This is a genomic window from Thalassospira sp. (assembly GCF_048059015.1).
GTDB lineage: Bacteria > Pseudomonadota > Alphaproteobacteria > Rhodospirillales > Thalassospiraceae > Thalassospira.
Window position 1 is genome coordinate 1 of record NZ_JBLLNT010000006.1, and the last position, 20,855, is coordinate 20,855.

At 54.3% G+C, this 20,855-nt stretch carries 17 protein-coding genes; 11 read left to right on the top strand and 6 right to left on the bottom strand.

Annotation, left to right across the window (positions count from 1 at the left end; translation table 11 throughout):
- The first annotated feature begins 74 nt into the window (after positions 1-74).
- The 3 genes from ACMZ66_RS09365 (at position 75) to ACMZ66_RS09375 (ending at position 2,458) form a co-directional block, all read left to right on the top strand.
- On the top strand, positions 75-905 hold the full coding sequence (locus ACMZ66_RS09365; protein WP_416936684.1) for a hypothetical protein: 831 nt from the start codon (positions 75-77) through the stop codon (positions 903-905).
- Between the two features lie 476 nt (positions 906-1,381).
- Positions 1,382-2,230, top strand: coding sequence for an OmpA family protein (locus ACMZ66_RS09370; RefSeq protein ID WP_416936686.1), 849 nt, complete (start codon positions 1,382-1,384; stop codon positions 2,228-2,230).
- A 30-nt stretch (positions 2,231-2,260) separates the two neighbouring features.
- Positions 2,261-2,458, top strand: a complete 198-nt coding sequence (locus ACMZ66_RS09375) for a YqaE/Pmp3 family membrane protein (protein WP_416936688.1) — start codon at positions 2,261-2,263, stop codon at positions 2,456-2,458.
- A gap of 91 nt (positions 2,459-2,549) precedes the next feature.
- Here the strand turns inward: ACMZ66_RS09375 and ACMZ66_RS09380 are convergent, their stop codons facing one another.
- The 4 genes from ACMZ66_RS09380 to htpG form a co-directional block, all read right to left on the bottom strand.
- Entirely contained in the window at positions 2,550-2,780 is a 231-nt protein-coding gene (locus ACMZ66_RS09380) for a hypothetical protein (RefSeq protein WP_416936690.1), read from the bottom strand.
- Positions 2,781-2,783: 3 nt separating this feature from the next.
- Entirely contained in the window at positions 2,784-4,109 is a 1,326-nt protein-coding gene (locus ACMZ66_RS09385) for a deoxyguanosinetriphosphate triphosphohydrolase (RefSeq protein WP_416936692.1), read from the bottom strand.
- Between the two features lie 89 nt (positions 4,110-4,198).
- On the bottom strand, positions 4,199-4,981 hold the full coding sequence (locus ACMZ66_RS09390) for an SDR family oxidoreductase (protein WP_416936694.1): 783 nt from the start codon (positions 4,979-4,981) through the stop codon (positions 4,199-4,201).
- Between the two features lie 129 nt (positions 4,982-5,110).
- Entirely contained in the window at positions 5,111-6,985 is a 1,875-nt protein-coding gene (htpG, locus tag ACMZ66_RS09395; protein ID WP_416936696.1) for a molecular chaperone HtpG, read from the bottom strand.
- Positions 6,986-7,270: 285 nt separating this feature from the next.
- Between htpG and ACMZ66_RS09400 the strand changes: the two genes are divergently transcribed.
- On the top strand, positions 7,271-7,597 hold the full coding sequence (locus ACMZ66_RS09400) for an HPF/RaiA family ribosome-associated protein (RefSeq protein ID WP_416936698.1): 327 nt from the start codon (positions 7,271-7,273) through the stop codon (positions 7,595-7,597).
- A 124-nt stretch (positions 7,598-7,721) separates the two neighbouring features.
- Here ACMZ66_RS09400 and ACMZ66_RS09405 read toward each other — a convergent pair whose 3' ends face one another.
- Both ACMZ66_RS09405 and ACMZ66_RS09410 read right to left on the bottom strand, forming a co-directional pair.
- Positions 7,722-8,054 (bottom strand): putative quinol monooxygenase, encoded by a 333-nt coding sequence (locus ACMZ66_RS09405; RefSeq protein ID WP_416936700.1) that lies wholly within the window; start codon positions 8,052-8,054, stop codon positions 7,722-7,724.
- Positions 8,051-8,641, bottom strand: coding sequence for an NADPH-dependent FMN reductase (locus ACMZ66_RS09410; protein ID WP_416936702.1), 591 nt, complete (start codon positions 8,639-8,641; stop codon positions 8,051-8,053). The genes ACMZ66_RS09405 and ACMZ66_RS09410 overlap by 4 nt, the downstream gene beginning before the upstream one ends.
- Positions 8,642-8,755: 114 nt before the next feature.
- Here ACMZ66_RS09410 and soxR point away from each other — a divergent pair, with 114 nt between their 5' ends.
- The 7 genes from soxR (at position 8,756) to ACMZ66_RS09445 (ending at position 20,802) form a co-directional block, all read left to right on the top strand.
- Entirely contained in the window at positions 8,756-9,217 is a 462-nt protein-coding gene (gene soxR / locus ACMZ66_RS09415; RefSeq protein ID WP_416936704.1) for a redox-sensitive transcriptional activator SoxR, read from the top strand.
- 181 nt (positions 9,218-9,398) lie between these two features.
- Entirely contained in the window at positions 9,399-12,257 is a 2,859-nt protein-coding gene (locus ACMZ66_RS09420; protein ID WP_416936706.1) for a helicase-related protein, read from the top strand.
- Positions 12,258-12,353: 96 nt separating this feature from the next.
- Positions 12,354-12,761 (top strand): RNA-binding S4 domain-containing protein, encoded by a 408-nt coding sequence (locus ACMZ66_RS09425; protein ID WP_416936708.1) that lies wholly within the window; start codon positions 12,354-12,356, stop codon positions 12,759-12,761.
- Between the two features lie 200 nt (positions 12,762-12,961).
- The gene (locus tag ACMZ66_RS09430; RefSeq protein ID WP_416936710.1) at positions 12,962-14,683 is read left to right on the top strand and encodes a peptidase domain-containing ABC transporter; all 1,722 of its coding nucleotides are present in this window, start codon (positions 12,962-12,964) and stop codon (positions 14,681-14,683) included.
- A complete protein-coding gene (locus ACMZ66_RS09435) occupies positions 14,680-16,821 on the top strand; it encodes a peptidase domain-containing ABC transporter (RefSeq protein ID WP_416936712.1) in 2,142 nt (713 codons plus the stop codon). The genes ACMZ66_RS09430 and ACMZ66_RS09435 overlap by 4 nt, the downstream gene beginning before the upstream one ends.
- Complete coding sequence (locus ACMZ66_RS09440) at positions 16,818-18,173, top strand: HlyD family type I secretion periplasmic adaptor subunit (RefSeq protein WP_416936714.1); 1,356 nt, start codon at positions 16,818-16,820, stop codon at positions 18,171-18,173. Before ACMZ66_RS09435 ends, ACMZ66_RS09440 begins: the two co-directional genes overlap by 4 nt.
- A 145-nt stretch (positions 18,174-18,318) precedes the next feature.
- A complete protein-coding gene (locus ACMZ66_RS09445) occupies positions 18,319-20,802 on the top strand; it encodes a hypothetical protein (RefSeq protein WP_416936716.1) in 2,484 nt (827 codons plus the stop codon).
- Positions 20,803-20,855: the final 53 nt, after the last annotated feature.

Consider the following 20,855-nt stretch of genomic DNA (forward strand, 5'->3'; position numbering starts at 1 on the left):
TGAATGAAATCGAAACTGTGCCCATGTGGACTATGTCACGCAGTTTCGGTGACAAATTACGCAGGATACGGGCAATGAAAAAGATACTAGTCGGCTTGGCAGCGGTCATCGTTCTGGTCGTTGGCGGCCTTGTTTATGTCTATGTCAATCTTGATGACATCGTCAAAACCACCATTGAAAAGGCTGGCACACGTGTGACGCTGGCCGATGTGACGGTTGACAGTGTTGCGATTGAAACAACGCAAAACACGGCAGCAATCAACGGATTGGTTGTCGGTAACCCGGATGGGTTCAATACCGATTACGCGTTCTCGCTCGGCAATATCTCTGTCCGTCTGGACGGTTCGACGCTGACGAGTGACACGATCCGCATCATTGAAGTGATTGTTGAAGCCCCAAGTGTCACTTATGAACTTGGCAATGGCAGCTCCAACATCGCGACCATTCAGCGCAATGTTGAAAGCTTTGTTCAGCGCGTATCGGGCCCGACCGGTGCCGGTGGCGCCGAAGGTGAAGCTGCAGGCGACGAAGGTTCGGGCACCAAGATCATCATTGATGATGTCTATGTACGTAACGGTGATGTCGGTGTATCGGCGGGCTTCTTGCAGGGTAAAAAGCTGTCGGCATCCTTGCCTGAAATTCATCTGGAAGATGTTGGCAAGGAAGAAGGTGGCGCAACGCCGGCTGAGGTTGCTGGTGAAATCCTGACCGCGATCAATACCTCGGTCTTTAAGGCCGTATCGAGCCTCAATGTTGATGGCCTGATGCAGGGCGTTGGTGATCTGGGCAAAGGTGTCGTTGGGGCCGTTGGTGGTGCCGCGACCACGGGTGGCACCAAGCTTAAAGAAGGGGCCGATGCCCTTGGCGGTGCGGTGAAGGGTCTGTTTGGCGGTTCTTCGGACTGATCAACTTTTAAGACCTTATAGCGACAAGATTTTCTGGCCTGACGGGTGTTTTGTCATCCGTCAGGCCGTTTTATTTTGCGGTATGGGTGGGGGATTCTGCGCAGTCGTTTCGCGCGCTGTGCCAAGGAAACCGCAGGTCGTGGCGTGCTTACGCTGCCAAATGATGTAAGTGGAATGTGAATTTTCACTATCCCACTGCTTTTTTTCAGGAATTTGGCTTCTATATATGTCTGGATAAGGATAAGTATATCCTCATTCCGTGTTGTCTTGGGGCATTTGACTAGGGATTCTTAATCCAAGGTTGATATTCGGGGTCGGGTCTGACTGACCTGATTTACTACAAGAATGGCATGGAGCCAGATGGGCCAGAAGGCCTGCAAACGGGACATGAAAGGTCATCGAGAGAAGATGCCATCACGTTCCGGTATTTGAATGGGATTGGGTCCTGATTGTCGGTCAGACAAGGAGTAACACCGATGAAAGCTAAACTGCTTGCCGTTGTTTCCGCCGCTGCGTTCCTGAGCGCGTGCGCGAATATGAACATTCCAGGGGTACGTTCGATGGCCGACGAAGGTTCGGCATTCGACGCAGCCCTTCACCAGAATTACGCCGATCTTGCCCAGGCTGAATATGACGAAGCCGATTGGACTGATGCGCGTTACTTCACCAGCCGTTCGAAAATGGCTGCGATGAGCCAGGACACTGGCCCGCAGATGATTTCCGAGCGTACGCTTCCGGAAGGCACGATGAGCGAAGTCGAAGTCGCACGCAGCGACCTGATGGCAGCTCTTGATGCCGGTGGCCGCGAGAAAGCAGCAACTGCTGCAGCACGTGCCCAGTCGAGCTTCGATTGCTGGCTGCAGGAACTTGAAGAAAACATTCAGCAGGAAGACATCGACAATTGCCGTGCAGCTTTCTATCAGGCGCTGGCAATCGTTCAGGCTGAACTCGACGTCGCACCGGCACCGATGGCCGCTATGCCGATGCCGGTTCCGATGAATGTCTATTTCGGCTTTGACAGTGCAGCCATCGATGGCAAAGCAATGTCGGTCGTGAACGGTATCGTTGAAGCATATGCCAAATACGAACCGAAAATGATCAGCCTTGTTGCTTATGCTGACCGCGCAGGCGATGCGATGTATAATGACATCCTCGCAAAATCGCGTGTTGATGCTGTGGTCAAGGCGCTTCGTGACGGTGGTGTACCGGCAAGCAAGCTTGCCATTAGCATCAGCGGCGAAGCAAACGTTCCGGTCGCGACCGAAGACGGTGTTCCTGAACAGGGCAACCGCGTTGTGACCGTAACTTTCGAAGACGGCATGTAAGCGCGTCGAACTAACAAGGGGATTTCATCCATGCGTCTTTTGATCGCACTTCTTCTGCCCTGGTTGCTGTTCTTTACCATCGGGCGTCCGATCGCCGGAATCATCTGCCTGATCTTGCAGATCACTGTTGTTGGCTGGGTCCCGGCTGCGATCTGGGCTGTGTATTCGCTTAGTCAGTACAACACTGACAAGAAAATCAGCAATGCCATGGGTGGCGGTCAGGACTAACTGACCCTGTTTGGCGTAAGCACGACAGTTGCTTAAATCCAAAAAAGAAGGCAGGCCCTCTGGCCTGCCTTCTTTCGTTTATGCGTGTTGGCTAGTGCAGCCGACGCCGGACCCCGCCGACAAAGCGCGAAATGATGCGCGATACGATGAAACGGGTCAGAACAAAGGTCACAGCACTGGCGACTGCCGGCCAATACCAGTCCTGAATTTCCGGGCGTGTGCTTTGTTCAACCAATCCATAGATGACTGCAGCCAGCCCGGCGGCAGCAAAGAATGCGGTTCTGCGCCGATAGCGCGCAATAAAAGGACCCAGAAGCCACATCGATCAGTGCTGTCCGCCGCCAATGTCGCGCGCAAGGCGGGCGGCAAAGTCATCGGTCATGCCCGATACGTAATCAAGTATCACAAGATAAAGGTCATAAAGCGATGCGCCAATCGGCATGGCGTCGTTGCCGATCAATTCGCGCACGCGACCCGCGCGATAGGGAAGCTCCGCCTCAGATGAGGCGTGATGAACATCAAGTGCGGTTTTACAAAACGTATCAAGCAGCGTTTCAAGATGGGCGAAGGCACCGACTTCGATCTGGACCTTGCGCCGGTTTAGGATGATCTGCTTTTCCGAGAAGGATTTGGCGGTGGCGATCAGCTCGTTATAGGGGCCATCGGCACAGGCCAAAAGATCACCCTTCCACTCGCCAGCCAGAAGCGCATCTTCGTTGGCAACAAAGGCGTTTACCAGCGCATCCAAAAGGCCGCTCATGATCTTGCCGCGCAGGAAGGAAATCTTGCGACTGACATTGGGTTCGCGGTGATATTCAGCGGGAAGCTCGCCCTCGATACAGGGCAGAAGCATTGCTTCAAGCACGGTGAAATCGACCAGTTCCAGCTCAACACCGTCTTCGATATCAATCAGCGCATAGCAAACATCATCGGCCGCTTCGACCAGATAGACCAGTGGATGGCGGCAAAATGCCTGATCACTTGTGCGGATCAAGCCAGTGGCTTCGGCCACTTCTTCAAGCAGGCTGAATTCTTTTTGGAAGGCGCCGAATTTCTTCTTTTGCGGGAAGGGGCTTCCAGCCGCTGACCACGGATATTTCAGGAAGCTTGCCAATGTCGCATAGGTCAGGCGCATGCCGCCATCATACAGACCAGTCCGTTTGTTGGTCAGAAGGCGGAAACCCTGCGCATTGCCTTCATAGGTCGTCAAATCTGCAAACTGTGCAGCACTCAGACCTTGGGTGAATTCCGGTGCTGCGTCCTCGAACCATTGGCGGATAGCATATTCACCGGCATGGCCAAAGGGCGGGTTGCCGATGTCATGGCAAAGGGCCGCGGCCTGAACGATGGCGGCCAGATGATCCGGTTCGATGGTGTCAGGAAGGCTTCCCTTTTCATGCAAACGATGCCCCACCATCAGGCCAAGCGACCTGGCGATGCACGAAACTTCCAGACTGTGCGTCAGGCGGGTATGGACATTGTCGTTTTCCGGCAGGGGATGAACCTGCGTCTTACGTTGCAGACGGCGAAAGGCGGCCGAAAAGATGATCCGGTCATAATCCTTGTGGAAGTCGGATCGACCAAAGGCGCCAACACTGGAATGGCGCGTGCCAAGACGAGCGGGTGACAGCAGTTTTTGCCAGTTCATCATCTCTTTGGTTCCAATATCCTCATTCCTTTAGGCAATATGGCGTGTGAATGATGACATATGCTTAACACGGACCTCTAATTCGACGTTGGTCAGATTTCCGGGGTCGCAGCCGACCCGGCAAGCAATCCGCCATCGATATTGAGTTCTGCACCGGTCATATAGGCCGTCTCATCCGATGCCAGCATAACAGCAAGCGCTGCGACTTCTTCGGGTTTTCCAAAGCGTTTGACGGGTGTGTCTTCCACCAGCTTGGCCATGCGTGCTTCGCGGTCTGGGCCATCGCCCAGCATCGGTTCCCACATCGGGGTCAGGATGGCGGCGGGATGGATCGAGTTGCAGCGAATGTTATAGCCTTGCTGGGCGCAATAAAGTGCAACCGACTTGGTGTGATTGCGAATGGCGGCCTTTGACGCGGCATAGGCAGATGCAGCCGGGATTCCAACCAATCCTGATCGCGATGAAATATTTATGATCGCGCCACTTGGCCGGTTCTTCATCGCGCGAATGGCATAGCGGCAACCAAGAAAAGTACCGTCAAGATTGACCCGGTGCACTGCTTGCCAATCCTCAAGCGTTGAGTGTTCCGGATCATGATGGACAAATCCGTCTTCAAAGCCGGTGATGCCAGCATTGTTTACCAGAACATCAATTTCCGGAAAGTCGTCTTCGATTTTTGCCCAATGGTCGGGGCGGACGACATCAAGAAGGCGCGATTGGCAACCAAGGTCCTTGGCTGTTTGAAGGAGTGCTGCTTCATCCTTGTCCGTCGCAATCACGGTCGCACCTTCATCAATGAAAGCCTTGGCGATTGCCGCACCGATTCCGCGTGCTGCACCCGTGATCAGACAGGTCTTATTTGCCAGTCTTCCCATGAATTTGTTCCTCCGATCCTTATGCGCTGTCGTGAAAAAGCACAATCAGATCAGATAGATCAAATAGAAATGGCGGGATTAAGACCCCCGCCATTTCCTGTATTCAAATCTTATGAAGCCGATATGTGATCAGAGGCTTTTTTCCATCACCAGATCAAGGCGACGGGCAAAGCTGACCGGATCAGGCAGTGCTTCACCTTCAAGGATGCGCGCCTGATCAAGCAGAAGCAGTGCAGCATCATTGAGGATCGGTGCCTTGGCGTCCTTGATCGCGATGTCAGACAGCTTTTTGATCAGGCTGTGCTTCGGGTTGATCTCAAGGATGCGCGGGCTGATTTCATCAACACGATTGTGCTGCTTCATCAGGCGTTCCATCCGAAGATCCATACCCATTTCATCGGCAATCAGGCAGCAGGCCGAGCTGGTCAGGCGGTCTGACTGGCGAACGTCTTTCACGCCAGTGCCGAGGGCCAGTTTGATCGATGCGATCAGGGCATCAAGCGATGCGTTGCTGGTGGCATCGTCTTTTTTCTCGTCCTTGGCGTCATCCTTGTCATCGGACTTGACGTCATTGAGGTCCGCACCACCACGGGTGACCGATTTGAAGTCTTTTTCTTCAAATTGGCCAACGGATGGCATCCAGAATTCATCAACCGGATCGGTCAGAAGCAGAACTTCGATGCCCTTGGCAGCAAAGCCTTCAAGCTGCGGGCTGCGTTTGAGCGCATCAACATCTTCGCCGCTGATGTAATAGATCGCTTTCTGGCCTTCCTTCATGCGTTCAACATATTGGGAAAGAGTGGTCCAGCCATCACCATGGGTGGAGCGGAACTTGGCGATCTTGAGGATACGGTCACGATTGGACTGATCTTCGTACAGGCCTTCCTTGACCACAGAACCAAAGGTTTCCCAGAAGGTATCAAACCCTTCGACATCCTTTTGGGCGGCGGTTTCAAGTTCGGACAGGACCTTTTTGGTCAGGCCGTTCTTGATTTTGGTGAGAACCGGATTGTGCTGAAGCATCTCGCGCGAGACGTTAAGCGGAAGATCCTGGCTGTCGACCACACCGGAGACAAAACGCAGCCACGGCGGTAGAAGCTCGTCCGCGCCCTCGGTGATGAAGACCTTGCGCACATAAAGCTTCAGATGGCCTTTGCGCTGCGGATCATAAAGATCAAATGGGCGCATGGTCGGCAGATACAGAAGACCAGTATATTCAATAGCACCTTCGGCCTGATAGTGGATGGTTTTCCACGGATCATCAAAGGCGTGGGAATTGTGTTTGTAAAATTCCTTGTACTGTTCTTCGGTAACGTCCGATTTCGGTCGGGTCCAAAGCGCAGATGCCTCGTTCAGCGTTTCATCGCCGTCACCCTTCATCAGGACCACCGGAATACCGATATGGTCGGAGTAGGTTTTAACGATGTGACGCAGACGGTGTTCTTCGGTGAATTCCTTGAAGTCGTCGGTCAGATGCAGGGTGATCTGCGTGCCGCGACCTTCCATCTCGGTCTCGGAGATAGTGTATTCACCCTTGCCGTCCGATGACCATTTCCATGCCTGATCATCACCGGCTTTTTTACTGACGACATCAACCTGTTTGGCCACCATGAAGGCCGAATAGAAACCGACACCGAATTGGCCGATCAGGTCGACATCCTTTGCGCTATCGGATTTCGAAACAGCATCAAGGAACTTGGCAGTGCCGGAATTGGCGATCGTACCAAGGTTATCGATCAGGTCTTCCTTGTTCATCCCGATCCCGTTATCGGCAATCGTCAGAACATTGCGAACATTATCAGTCAGCAGGCGGACCTTGAATTCAGCGTCGCCAGCGAGCAGTTCCGGTTTGGCAATCGCTTCGTAACGCAGCTTGTCGCACGCATCAGAAGCGTTGGAGATCAGCTCGCGCAGGAAGATGTCCTTGTTCGAATAAAGGGAATGGACAACGATATCGAGAAGGCGGCTGACCTCGGCCTCGAACCGCATTTTTTCTTCCGTCATGACCTCTTTTTTCTCCTTTGTTTCAAGCGTCTGTGACCCATCCCCAGAAGCGGCAGAAGGGTCAACAATTCAACGGGCTAAAGCATAAACCGCGCTTGATATGCGTCAACGCACCTTGCAGCGCAAGTCCTGTATCCTAAGTATAAATATAGACGGTTTTAAACGGGGGCGACCAACCAGACAATAGCGCCCCCCTAAAGTCCCGAAACTGCAAAGGTTTCGGGGGTAAACGACAGGGTGCAACGCCCTGTTTTGCGTCCAAGGCTTTAAACAGGAGGCCGTATCATGAAGGTTCCCGTTCAAATCACCTACCGTGATGTTGATCAGTCTGATGCGCTTGATGAGCGTATTCGTTTCAAGGTGCAAAAACTGGAAGAAACCTTCGATCGCATGACCAGTTGTCATGTCGTAGTGGAACGCCCGCATGCGTCGCACAATCATGGAAACCGTTTTGCCGTCCATTTCGGGATTAATGTTCCCGGTAAGGAAATCATGGTGAAACGTGACAGTGCAGACCATGCCCATGAGGATGTCTATGTCGCACTGAAAAACAGTTTCCAGGCCGCGCGTCGTCAGTTGAAGGAATATGCAGACAAGATGCGCAACCACTAAGGTCCCTGAAAGAGTTTGAAAAGGCAGGCGGGGCGACCAGATGGTCGCCCCGCTTTGTTGTGTGGTGACACGAGGTGGTTGGGTCGCTGTATCAGCCCGACATCAGTCGGGGAGGGGCGGGGAATTAAACCGTGCCGGACTGATACAGGATGCTGAAACGGCTGGGAGATGCCGTTTCAATCAGGGGGCGGATGCGCGCCATATGTTCGCCAAACCGATCTGAACGGGCCCAGCTTTCAAGATCCTTGCGGGATCGGAAGCGCGACATGATGACAAAGGATTTGCCATCTTCTGCGGCATAAAACCGTCCGCCAAGAAGACCTTCAATTTCCGGGGCAACGCGCGTTTGAAACTGCGTTTGCATATCGACGAACTGGTCTTTCATCCCGGGCTTGGGGGTGACGTGACTGATGCTGATGATGGCATCATCATCCCGATCATTTGCGGCAATACTCATGATGCGACGACCTTTAGATGTTGGGGCTTACTTTGCGGATAGCGGGCATCACGAAGTGCACCTGCCCACCATTTCAAATCGGTCGTCATGTGATGCAGGGCTGCATTGGTGCCCTCAAGATCTTTGGGCTGACCGGCATCATCGAACTTGTCCCAGCCTTGGGCGAAGCTGACGACATCGCGCATTGTGACCGCATGCAATTCGGCAAACACCAGCCGCAGCTGTTCGACGGCACGAAGACCACCTGACATGCCGCCATAAGAGACAAAGGCAACCGGTTTGCGTTTCCATTGCTGCTTGGCGGCATCAATCACAAGCTTCAACTCGCCGGTGAAGCTGTGATTATACTCCGGCGTGACGACGATAAAGGCATCGGCGTCTGCCAGTGCGCTGTGCAACTGTTGAACTGCCGGGTGGTCTGCGCCGACATGAAAGGCCGGAAGACCAAGCGATGCCGGATCGATCACCTCGATTGAAACGTCCTGATCGGACTTCAGCGTTTCGACGACCCATGCGCCAACCGTGTCACAAAAGCGGCCTTCGCGTGCACTGCCATAGATGACGGCTACATTGAATGTCTCTTTCACGGCTTTGACTCCTTGCTAATTTCTCTTCAATGAGTAAGGTTCTAGAACCTCAACTAAAGTTAAGGTCAAGCGTGAATTTCAAACGCGCATTTTAAAGGGAGCAAGAGGCAGGAAATGGCGGAAAAAGGGGCATTGCAGCGCTATCTAAGTGTTGGCGAGGTCGCAGCACGTTGTGGCATTGCTGTATCGGCGGTGCATTTTTACGAACGCAAAGGTCTGATCAGCTCGATCCGTACTGACGGAAACCAGCGCCGATTTCATCGCGGGGTTTTGCGCAAACTTGCCATCATCAAGGTCGCGCAAAAGACCGGCATTCCCCTTGCCGAAATTTCCGATGCCTTTGACAAATTGCCGCACAACACCGTGCCGAATTCCAAGGACTGGGAAAAGCTGTCCTCGCAATGGCGCGATGATTTGAATGACCGGATCGAACAGCTCACCCGGCTTCGCGATCAGTTGGGCCAATGTATTGGTTGTGGCTGTTTGTCGATATCCGATTGCCCGCTGCGCAACCCTTATGATGCGCTTGCCGGTGACGGGCCGGGTGCACGGTTGCTTGAAGTCGAAGAAGAATAATCGGCTGATATCTTCTGCTTATCGATAATCCTGAAACTGATACAGCGCGAAGACCGCAAAGTTCTGCGCTTTGCGCATGGCCGGACGCGGGCAGAAAGCTTGACACAGCACAAGATCGCGTGTTGAAAGGCCCAATGATTGCGATAGCCCGGATCATTGGGCTGTCGATTGGAAAAGATTAATGCAGATTTCAACCCGAACCGGTCCTCGTATCCTTGCCATATTGGGGCCGACCAACACCGGCAAGACCCATCTGGCCATGGAACGGATGTTGGCGCATACCACCGGGATGATCGGGTTCCCGCTGCGTCTTCTGGCGCGCGAAAACTATGACCGCGCGGTTGCCAAGGTCGGCAAGGGCGCGGTGGCATTGATCACCGGCGAGGAACGAATCCTTCCGAAAACTGCACGCTATTATCTGTGTACGGTCGAAGCCATGCCGGTCGCCAAACAGGTCGACTTTCTGGCAATCGATGAAATTCAGATGTGTGCCGATCCCGAACGCGGTCACGTGTTTACCGATCGACTTTTGCATGCGCGCGGACGTCATGAAACCATGTTCATGGGCGCAGAAACCATTCGCCCGGTGATCCGCAAGCTGGTCGATAATGTTGAATTTGATACCCGCGCGCGCTTTTCGACCCTAACCTATAACGGGGCCAAGAAGATCCAGCGTCTTCCCGCACAGTCCGCCGTGGTTACGTTTTCGGCCCAGGAAGTCTATGCGGTGGCTGAATTGGTGCGTCGTCAAAAAGGTGGTGCTGCGGTGGTGCTCGGCGCGCTAAGCCCGCGCACGCGAAATGCCCAGGTCGAGATGTTCCAGAATGGCGAGGTCGAACACCTGATCGCGACGGATGCGATTGGCATGGGCCTTAACCTTGAACTCAATCACGTGGCTTTTGCCGCGATGAGCAAGTTTGATGGCAAGTTCAACCGGGGCCTGACGGCGGCAGAAACCGCACAGATCGCCGGGCGCGCCGGACGTCATATGAATGACGGTACATTTGGTGTGACGGGGAACCTTTCAGGCATCGATCCAGATATTATCGAGCAGATCGAAGCCCATGAATTCGAGCCGCTGGCAAAAGTGTTCTGGCGAAACGCACGACTGGAGTTCAGAACCGTTGATGCGCTGCAGAAATCATTGCGTCGTAGATCCGATGATCCGACCCTGATTTTGGCGCGCGAGCCGGTTGATGAAATCATGCTCGATCATTTGTCCCACAATGAAGACGTTGCGCGCATCGCAACTGCCCCGGATCGGGTGCAATTATTGTGGGAAGTCTGCCAGATTCCGGACTTCAGAAATATCCATACCGATGCCCATCCAAGGCTGCTAACATCTATCTATCGCTATCTTGCGAAACCCGGAAGTAAACTGCCAATCGACTGGTTGGGCGAACAGGTCTTGCGTCTGGATCGTTATGATGGTGATATCGACCAGTTGTCATCACGTTTGGCAGGTATTCGCGTCTGGACATATGTATCGCACAAGCATCATTGGCTCGAAGATGCCTATCATTGGCAGGAACGTACGCGGGCCATTGAGGATAAGCTCTCAGATGTGCTACATGAACGCCTGACCCAAAGGTTCGTTGACAGACGAACCTCGGTTTTATTGAAAAGTCTCAAGGACAAGTCTGAACTCATGTCTACCATCACTGCGAATGGTGAAGTACAGGTCGAAGGTGAATTTGTCGGCCGTCTTGAAGGATTCCGTTTCATCGCTGATGAAACCGATGCTGCTTTCGAAGGCAAGGCAATCGCCAGTGCCGCCCGTCGCGCGCTGACCGGTGAAATCGCCCAGCGTGTCAAACAACTTGAAACCGATGAAGATGACAAATTCGCGGTGAACGGGCAGCTTGATGTCCTTTGGAACGGTGCGCAGGTTGGCGTGCTGAAAAAAGGTGACACGGTTCTGTCCCCTGATGTCCAGGTGATTGACAGCGAGTTCTTTGACGGTCCGACACGCGAGCGTGTTCGCACCCGCCTGCAGAATTTTGTGAATTCCCACATCGAAAATCGTCTGAAGATGCTGACCCGCCTGCGCGATTGTCAGCTGTCAGGTCCAATTCGTGGTCTTCTGTTCCAGCTGAACGAAGGTCTGGGCTGCGTTCCGCGCTCGGAACTCGAAAGCCTGGTCAAGGATCTGTCCGATGATGACCGTAAGGCGCTTGCCAAGCTTGGCGTGCGTCTGGGCGTTGAAACTGTCCATGTGCTTGATGCGCTGAAACCCGATCCGGTTGAGCTGCGCGGCATTCTTTGGGCGGTGGCACGTGAACTTGATGCGCTTCCGGATCTTCCGCCGGCAGGCCGTACGTCGGTTCCGAACGATCGTGCAAACTCCAAGGGCTTCTATCTGGCTGCTGGCTATATGCCGGTTGGTCCGCTTGCTGCCCGTGTCGATATGCTTGAACGTTTTGCAGCGCTCCTGCGTCAGAAAGCCCGTGAAAACGATGGCAAGGTTCGTCCTGATCCTGATCTGCTGTCGCTTCTTGGCTGTACTGTCGAGCAGGCAGAAGGTGTGTTCACCGCACTTGGCTGGCGCGCAGAAGTAACCAAGGTCAAGAAATCCGAGCTTGAAGCCAAGGAAGCCGAGAAAAAGGCTGACGAAGCTGCAAAGGCTGCTCCGGCAGAAGCAGTTGCCGAAGCTGCTGCACCGGTAGAAGAAAAAGCCGAAGAAGCAACACCTGCTGCTGAAGCAGTCGAAGCTGTGGCTGTTGAAGCGGTTGAGGCATCTGATGCCCCGGCGGCTGAAACCGATGCAGATGGCGACGAGCTGGTTGAAGTTAAATACTTTGTCCGTGTTGATCGCCGCAAACGCGGTGGTGGTGCAGGTCGCGGTCAGCGCGGCCCGCGTCAGGAAGCACGTGGCAAAGGTGGCCCGAAAGGCAAGGGCGGTAACCGTCCGAACCAGGGCGGCAAAGGTGGTCGTGGTGGTAAACCGGGCGGTCGTGGTAACGCGCCTGAGAAGAACAACCAGATCAACGAAGATTCGCCTTTTGCCAAGCTTAAGGAAATGCTCGAAGCCAAAGGCTGATCGTAGCAGCATAATCTTTGAAACGGCGGCCCTTGCAGGTCGCCGTTTCGCGTTCTAAATGTAATATGATCAAACAGTTACAGGAAATGGGCGGCGGTGAAGGAACAGTCTGAGAAGCTCAGGATCGATAAATGGCTTTGGCATGCACGGTTTTACAAAACCCGTTCATTGGCCAGTAAGGCCTGTCAGTCGGGGCATATTGTTCTGAACGGTCAGTCGGTTTCCAAGGCTAGTGTGACGGTCGTTGCCGGTGATCGGTTGCAGTTCTTTCAGGGAACGCATTTGCGTGTGGTCGAGGTTGTCGCCATGGGCGAGCGCCGCGGCCCGGCCCCCGAAGCCCAGACCCTTTATGTCGATCATTCGCCGCCACGAGTCCCGAAAAAGGAAGTAGCAGCCGACATTCGAACAGCCCCGATTGCCGAACGCGAAGCCGGTGCCGGGCGACCGACCAAGGCAGAGCGTCGTGCAATCGACCGGTTGCGCGGAGATGGCGGAAGCGCATAGAGTTTGTTAAGTCTTGGCTGATATAGGTCGGGCGAATGAACCAAGGCCAGGTACGGCGAGTATAAACAGATATCAGGTTGTAGGCAGGGTACGATTTTCTTGCTTTGGATGGGTTGATCCGCTATGCATCCTATCTGATGGTATAAATACACCGCCTTTTGGATGGTATCACGCGCAGAGACCTGGAGCTTACCTGCCAGATGACACGTCGGCCGGGACTAAATATCGGTACATTGTCGCACTTGCGGACAGGCCGCTTTGCCTTGTTGGTTGCAGCTCTTGTGATCAACCTGCTTTCGCTTGCCTTGCCGATCACGCTTTTGCAGGTCTATGACCGTGTGTTGCCGCACAATTCCATCCCGACCCTGACGCTTCTGGTTTTGGGCGTGATGGGCGCGCTGATTCTTGAAGCAGTCTTGCGTCTTGGGCGTGCATATATCTCATCGCTTTCGGCGGCAAAATTCGAACATGAAAGTGCGCAAAAGGCTGTCGGTCATTTGCTTTCGGCAAGTTTGACTGACTATGACCGTACGGCACCCGGCCTTCATTTGCAGCGCTTGAACAGCCTTAACATGCTGCGTGATTTCTATTCCGGGCAGGCAATTGGCGCGATTGTCGATCTGCCGTTCATTGTCTTGTTCCTTGGCCTGATTGCGATCATCGGTGGGCAGCTGGTGATCGTGCCGCTTGGTATTCTGGTGGCGTTTTTCCTGACTGCGATGGTTCTTGGCGGGCAATTGCGCAAGGCGCTTGATGCGCGCAGCCAGTCAGATGAACGTCGTTATAACTTCATCATCGAAACTCTGACAGGCATCCACACCATCAAATCGATGGCGATGGAAAACCTGATGATCCGCCGCCATGAGCAGCTGCAAACCCAGTGCGCCAGCGATGATCTGGTTGCTGCACGCTCAGCCCATGCCGCGGTGAATGCCAGTGCGACTTTCTCGATGCTGACCATGGTGTTGGTGGCGTCAATCGGCAGCGTGCTTGTCATTGGTGGCAATCTGACCGTTGGTGGATTGGCGGCCTGTACCATGTTGGCCGGTCGTTCGATCCAGCCGCTTCAGCGCGCCATGAGCCTATGGACCCAGTTCCAGAACATTCGTGTTGCCCGCCAGCGCGTAAAAGAACTGTTTGAGATTGAAGAAGAAGACAAGCCCGGTGCGGCCGATATGCCGCTTCTTGATGGCAAGATCGAGTTGCTGAATGTCGCGTTCTCTCATGCCGATGGCAAAAAGATATTCGAGAACCTTGATCTGGTGATTGAGCCCGGCGATTCCGTTGCCATCACGGGCGATAACGGTACAGGCAAGACGACGCTTCTGTGGCTTCTGATGGGAGCCCTTCGCCCCGATCGTGGCGAGATATTGCTCGATGGCAAGAAGCCCGATGACTACACCGCTGAATTGACCCGCCGACAGATTGCTTACCTGCCGCAGCATGGGGTGATGTTCAAGGGTACCATTCTTGAAAACATCACAGGCTTCCGCAAGGAAATCGGGGTCGAGCGCGTGATTGAGATTGCCCGTCGCCTTGGCCTTGATGACATCGTCATGCGGATGCCCCAGGGCTATGACACCGAGGTCGGTGGTCAGGCATCGGAAACGCTTCCACGCGGTGTTAAGCAGCGTATTGCCGTTGCCCGTGCGCTGATTGACTATCCACGGATTGTGCTGTTTGACGAAGCGAATAGTTCGCTTGATATCGCCGGTGATAACATCATGGCCAGCCTGATGCTGGAGCTTAAAAAGCACTGCACGCTGGTGATGGTATCGCACCGTCCGTCCTTGATCGCACTTGCCAATAAACAATACCGGCTGGTGGATCAGCATCTTGTGCCGGTGCTGCGGCGGTCAAACAAACGCGTGACCAAGGCGCAATCCGCCTTCAGTGCACCGCTTAAGACGGGGGCACAATGAAGAAACTTGAAAACATGGACTACGCGTTGAATTACCGGATGGGCATGGCAAGCACCGACGCCCAGTCCGATTTCGACGCATGCCTTTGGCCGCTTCTTCAAGCGCTCGGCTGGCGCGGATTGCCGCGTCAGGTTGCCGAAGCCTTGCCGCATATGGATCAATCGCTTGATCTGACGGATTTCCGAAATGTGCTGGCGCATCTGAATTATCAATCGCGTGAAATCGATACGACGTTTGATCAGATTGATGAACGTATGATGCCGTGCCTGTTTGTGCCAGATGATGGCACGGCACTGGTCGTGATCCGTCCTGAAGATAATGGCGTGCGCGTGTTTGATGGCGGCACGGACCGTGAATTGGTGATTAAGCTGACCGCACTTCCGGGCAAGCTTTATCAATTCAGCGTGGCTGATCGTCGCGAACGTTTCTTTGAAGATGACAAGCGCGGCTGGTTTGGCGGGATTGCCGAACGGTTTTCCAAGCTTGGCTATCAGCTGTTGCTGCTGACCCTGATGCTGAACCTGATGGCGTTGGCGACGCCAATCTTTGTCATGGGCATCTATGACCGGGTGATTGGAACCCGGTCCATCCCGATGTTGATCCAGTTTTCCATCGGGATCGGGATTGTGCTGATCCTCACATGGGTCTTGCGCGCGCTGCGCAGTCAGATCGTAAGCCACTTTGGCGCACGTCTGGACAAGCTTGTCAGTGGGGCGATTTTCGAACGGCTTTTGTCTTTGCCGCCAGCTTTTACCGAACGCGCGCCGGTAGGCGTTCAGATTTCGCGTATTCGCGATTTTGAAAGTGTGCGCGAATTCTTTACCGGGCCGATGGCGCTGGTGATGATGGAAATGCCGTTTGTGCCGATTTTCCTGATCGTCATGTTCTATCTTGGCGGTTGGCTGGCCCTGATCCCGGTCGCATTGATTGGTGTTTTTGTTCTGATTGGCTTGGTCGCGTTCCCGATTGTTGCAAGACGCGTGTCCGAGCTTGGTCGTCATGGTGCGAACCGGCAGGAATTCCTTGTCGAGACGGTCGGCAAGATGTCTGCGCTTAAATACACTGCATCTGAAAAACGCTGGTTGTCGCGGTTCCGCGACATTTCGGCCGATACCGCCCATGCCGGTTTCCGTGTGGCGATGGTCAATAACGTGATCAATACATCTGCCCAGATTCTGATGATCAGTGCGGGCGCATTTGTCTTGGCATTTGGTGCCGATCGCGTAATGAACGCACAAATGAGCGTCGGTGCCTTGGTGGCATCGATGATGTTGGCATGGCGTGTTTTGGGGCCGATCAACCAGGCTTTCTTGGGGATGCCGCGTTTGGCTCAGCTTCGGGGCAGTGTGCGTCAGATCAACCGTTTGATGACGATTGCGCCGGAAGGCGACCTTGTGCCGCGCTCAGTCGATCAGCGCCGCTTTGAAGGGGCTGTTTCCTTCTCGCGTGTCAGCTTCCGTTACAGTGCGGATTCTGATCCGGCATTGGTGGGCGTTAATTTTGACGTCAAACCGGGGCAGGTGGTTGCGGTTGTTGGCGCAAACGGCGCAGGTAAGTCATCGCTGATCAAATTGATCGCCGGGATGTATCAGCCACAGGCCGGAGCTGTTCTGATTGACGGGGCAGATATCCGTCAGATGGATCCGCAAACGTTGCGTCAGGCGATTTCATATGTGCCGCAGGATATCGAATTTTTCCGCGGATCGATTGCCCAGAACTTGCGTTTGGCAAATCCGGTGGCATCTGTGGATGATCTGCGCATGGCGTGCATGTCAGCCGGGATCTTGCAGGAAATCGAAGCCTTGCCGAATGGATTTGATACCCGGGTCGGGGATCAGCATTCATCGCGGTTCTCGGCAAGCTTCCTGCAACGTTTGGCACTTGCGCGCGCCTTTGTTCGCGAAGCACCGGTTATTTTGTTTGATGAGCCGACCAACGGCCTTGATCAGCGTGCGGACCGTGCGTTCCAGCATACGATCAACCGCTTGCGTGGTGGTTCGACCATTTTCCTGATTACACACCGGCCAAGTCATCTTGATTTGGCGGACCGCATTCTTGTTCTTGAAGCAGGGCAGTTGCGTGGCGATGGCCCGCCATCCCGGATCAAGCAACAGGTGATAGACGGAGGCTTCCTATGAGTGATGCAGCAGTTCAGAACACTGCGATTGAGCGGTTCCGTCGGTCACGACGGATGGCGCGCTATCTTTCGCATGCGGTGTTGCTTGAAGAAGGTGGCATTTCCGTCTTTGTGCGCTCGGCCATGGTGATGTTGTCGATCGGGTTCCTGGCGCTGATTGCCTGGGCGGCAACCACTCAGATCAAGGAAACCGCAATTACCTTTGGTCAGGTCATGCCGACCAGTGCGGTCAACAAGATCCAGCATCTTGAAGGCGGCATTATCGAGCAGATCATGGTGCGCGATGGTGATCTTGTCGAAAAAGGGCAGGTTCTTATTCGTCTGAAGGCCGATGGCGCGCAGGCAGAACTTATTCAGACGGAAACCAAGCTTGGTAATTTGCAGCTTAAATCCGAGCGTTATCGCGCGCTGGCCGAGGGGCGGGAGCCCGACTTCACAAAGCTTATGGCGCAATATCCGGAACTTGCGCAAAATCAGCAGGAAATCTATTCGATCCAGACCGAGCTTGACGCCAACCAAAGCGAAATTCTGCAGGTCCAGATCAAGGAACGTAATGCCGAGCTCGCCCAGCTGAGCGAACAGGAAGCGACCCTTCGCAAATCGGTCGATCTGCTGAGCCAGGAAGTGACCATGCGTCGGTCCCTCTATGAGCAGGGGCTGAATTCCAAGGTATTGTTCCTGAATATCCAGCGTGAATTGAACGAAGCACAGGGCAACCTTTCCGGTGTGGTTGCGGAAAAGGCACGCGCACGCGAAACCATTGCCGAAGCCAATTTGCGCCTGAATGAGCTTGAAAAAACCCAGCGTGAGGAAGCAATTACCGAGCTTGGCCGTTTGGGCGGTGAAATTGCCCAGACCCGTGAAGCACTGCGTAAAACGCGTGATCGCGTCACGCGCCTCGAAATCACCGCGCCGACGCGCGGCTATATCAAGGGGCTGCAATTCACGACGATTGGCGGGGTGATTGCGCCTGCTCAGGTCGTGATGGAGCTGGTGCCGGTTGATGATGTTCTGATTGCCGAGACCCGTATCTCAACAGAGGATATCGGCCATGTTCACCTTGGTCAGCCGGTGACGGTCAAGGTCAGTGCGTTCGACTTTATACGATATGGTGGTATTTCCGGCGAATTGGTATCGATTTCTGCCTCTACTTTTGTAGACGAGGAAGGCCAACCGTATTATAAAGGCAAGGTTGCGTTACATGACGACTCTGTTGGCGAGGGCGCAACTGCTCAACGGATCATACCCGGAATGACGGTCCAGGCGGACATTCAAACCGGGGAGCGGACATTGCTTCAGTATCTTCTGAAACCGGTATATGTCTCGCTTGATCAAGCCTTTACGGAACGATGAGCATCATAATGGTCCCGCTGGAAATGACTGGTCATTTCTACTGCCTGGCCGCACAAATCCCTGGTTGAACTCAGGGAATCTATACTAATGTATAGAAGTGTGGGCTGGGGTATACTCATCTCATACTTCTCGGAGAGTGGGTTTAATGGCGGACGATCCTCGCGATACTGAAAATTCTCGCGGCGAAGGTAATGGCGACTTCAACAATGAAGAAGCGCCAAACGATCTTCAACGCGCGGACGGTCAGGAAAACGAAAACGAAGAGCTGGTCGAGCTCCATGACGATCAGGGCGATTCGGGTACCCCGCCGGAGCAGGAGCTGGGCTCTGTCCATTATGGCAACCAGGCCTTCAACCCGCAGGCAGAAGAGCAACAGGCTTTTCGTCGCCAGAACGCCGCGTCCCAACGCGAGGAACGCAGCCAGGCTGAAGAAGCCACCGAACAGCAAACCATTGCCCAAAACGAAGCCGCCGAGATCGAAAATGAGATCAATACCGGCGCGGACGAATTCGATTCGACCGATGGCAGCAGCGGTAATGACGATATTTCTCTAAAATCTGATCCGAGCACCGTAGAGCTCCCCGACGTTCAGCTTTCGACGAACGACACCAATGCGTTGCGCGGTGGTGACGAGAATGGGCCGGAAGAACGCGAGGCCCTCGAACCCGACTTTGTTCCAACCGCTGTCGAAGAAGCCATGGAGCTTCAGGAAGAAGTCGTTGAGGAAGTAGAGGAAGTCGAAGAAGAAGTCGCGGTCGAAGAGGTTGAGGAAGTCGTTGAAGTTCCCAAGGTTGCCAATGCGCCGCAGCTTTCTGCTGGCGATGTAACCGGATCGGAAGACGGTGCGATTTCGCTTAATGTGTCGGCATCGCTCAATGATCTTGATGGCGGCAGTGAAACGCTTTCCATCGTGATTTCCGGGGTGCCCGATGGCGCGACCTTGTCGGCAGGTACCAACAACGGCAGTGGTTCCTGGACGTTGACGCCCGGGCAGTTGTCCGGTCTCACCATCACGCCACCAGAAAACTATAGCGGCAGCTTCAACCTCAGCGTGACCGCGACCAGCCGCGAGGCAAATGGCAGTACCGCAACCAGCAGCTCAAGTTTCGCAGTCGAGGTCGAAGGTGTTGCTGATGGTGCAACGCTTGATGTTTCCGACGCCAGTGGCTCGGAAGACAGTGCCATTGCGCTCGATATCGATACCGAACTGCTTGATGACAGCGAAAGCCTCTCGATCACCATCGAAGGTGTGCCGGACGGTGCAACGCTTTCGGCCGGTACAGATAACGGTGATGGCACCTGGACGCTAACGCCTGATCAGCTCGAAGGTCTGACCATTAGACCTGCCGATGATTTCAGCGGCGAAATCGACCTGACCGTTCTGGTCTCCACCACGGATGGTGACGACACCGCTGTTGTGATGGAAGAGATCAAAGTTGATGTTGAGGGTGTGGCGGATACTCCGACTTTGGATGTTGCTGACGCATCTGGCTCTGAAGATAGCGCGATTGTACTTGATATTGATGCAGGTCTCACAGATTCCAGCGAGACGCTGACCATCACCATCTCTGGCGTTCCGGATGGTGCTGAGCTGTCAGCTGGTACCGATAATGGCGATGGCACCTGGACCTTGAGCTCGGATGATCTCGAAGGCCTGACCGTCACCCCGGCTGATGACTTCAGTGGTTCGTTTGATCTGAGTGTTAGTGCCCAGTCTGCGGATGGCGAAGACGTCGCGACCACGACCGGCAGCATCACGGTTGATGTTGCTGGCGTTGGCGATGCTCCTACGCTCGATGTTGCTCACGCTTCCGGCTCGGAAGACAGCGCTATTGCGCTGGATATCGATGCAGGTCTGACAGATTCCAGTGAGACACTGACGATCACGATCTCCGGAGTTCCGGATGGAGCGGAACTGTCTGCGGGTACCGATAATGGTGACGGCACCTGGACGCTGAGCTCAAGTGACCTTGAAGGTCTGACGATTACACCGGCCGATGACTTCTCTGGCAGCTTTGATCTGAGCGTCACCGCCCAGTCTGCGGATGGCGAAGACGTCGCGACGACCACTGGTTCGATTGCGGTTGATGTTGCCGGTGTTGCTGATGCGCCAACGCTTGATGTCGCCGATGCTTCGGGTTCGGAAGACAGTGCGATTGCGCTTGATATTGATGCAGGCCTTACAGATTCCAGCGAGAAGCTGACGATCACGATCTCCGGAGTTCCGGATGGAGCGGAACTGTCTGCGGGTACCGACAATGGTGATGGCACCTGGACTTTGAGTTCGGCTGACCTTGACGGTCTGACGATCACACCTGCTGATGACTTCAGTGGTTCGTTCGACTTGAGCGTTACCGCCCAGTCTGCGGATGGTGAAGACGTTGCGACCAAGACCGGTTCGATCACGGTTGATGTTGACGGTGTTGCGGATGCGCCGACGCTTGATGTTGCTGATGCTTCGGGCTCCGAAATTCCGCGATTGCTCTGGATATTGATGCTGGCCTTACAGATTCCAGCGAGACGCTTACCATCACGATCTCCGGTGTTCCGGATGGTGCGGAACTGTCGGCTGGTACGGATAATGGTGACGGCACCTGGACACTGTCGTCTTCTGACCTTGAAGGTCTGACGATCACGCCAGCGGATGACTTCAGTGGTTCATTTGATCTGAGCGTTAGTGCC

Excerpts from the sequence above, each read along its gene's own strand:
- ACMZ66_RS09435 (WP_416936712.1), top strand. The coding sequence starts at position 14,680 with ATGAAGAAACTTGAAAACATGGACTACGCGTTGAATTACCGGATGGGC.
- ACMZ66_RS09400 (WP_416936698.1), top strand. The coding sequence starts at position 7,271 with ATGAAGGTTCCCGTTCAAATCACCTACCGTGATGTTGATCAGTCTGAT.
- ACMZ66_RS09370 (WP_416936686.1), top strand. The coding sequence starts at position 1,382 with ATGAAAGCTAAACTGCTTGCCGTTGTTTCCGCCGCTGCGTTCCTGAGC.
- ACMZ66_RS09365 (WP_416936684.1), top strand. The coding sequence starts at position 75 with ATGAAAAAGATACTAGTCGGCTTGGCAGCGGTCATCGTTCTGGTCGTT.
- ACMZ66_RS09380 (WP_416936690.1), bottom strand. The coding sequence starts at position 2,780 with ATGTGGCTTCTGGGTCCTTTTATTGCGCGCTATCGGCGCAGAACCGCA.
- ACMZ66_RS09440 (WP_416936714.1), top strand. The coding sequence starts at position 16,818 with ATGAGTGATGCAGCAGTTCAGAACACTGCGATTGAGCGGTTCCGTCGG.
- ACMZ66_RS09375 (WP_416936688.1), top strand. The coding sequence starts at position 2,261 with ATGCGTCTTTTGATCGCACTTCTTCTGCCCTGGTTGCTGTTCTTTACC.
- htpG (WP_416936696.1), bottom strand. The coding sequence starts at position 6,985 with ATGACGGAAGAAAAAATGCGGTTCGAGGCCGAGGTCAGCCGCCTTCTC.
- ACMZ66_RS09445 (WP_416936716.1), top strand. The coding sequence starts at position 18,319 with ATGGCGGACGATCCTCGCGATACTGAAAATTCTCGCGGCGAAGGTAAT.
- ACMZ66_RS09405 (WP_416936700.1), bottom strand. The coding sequence starts at position 8,054 with ATGAGTATTGCCGCAAATGATCGGGATGATGATGCCATCATCAGCATC.
- ACMZ66_RS09390 (WP_416936694.1), bottom strand. The coding sequence starts at position 4,981 with ATGGGAAGACTGGCAAATAAGACCTGTCTGATCACGGGTGCAGCACGC.
- soxR (WP_416936704.1), top strand. The coding sequence starts at position 8,756 with ATGGCGGAAAAAGGGGCATTGCAGCGCTATCTAAGTGTTGGCGAGGTC.
- ACMZ66_RS09430 (WP_416936710.1), top strand. The coding sequence starts at position 12,962 with ATGACACGTCGGCCGGGACTAAATATCGGTACATTGTCGCACTTGCGG.
- ACMZ66_RS09385 (WP_416936692.1), bottom strand. The coding sequence starts at position 4,109 with ATGATGAACTGGCAAAAACTGCTGTCACCCGCTCGTCTTGGCACGCGC.
- ACMZ66_RS09420 (WP_416936706.1), top strand. The coding sequence starts at position 9,399 with ATGCAGATTTCAACCCGAACCGGTCCTCGTATCCTTGCCATATTGGGG.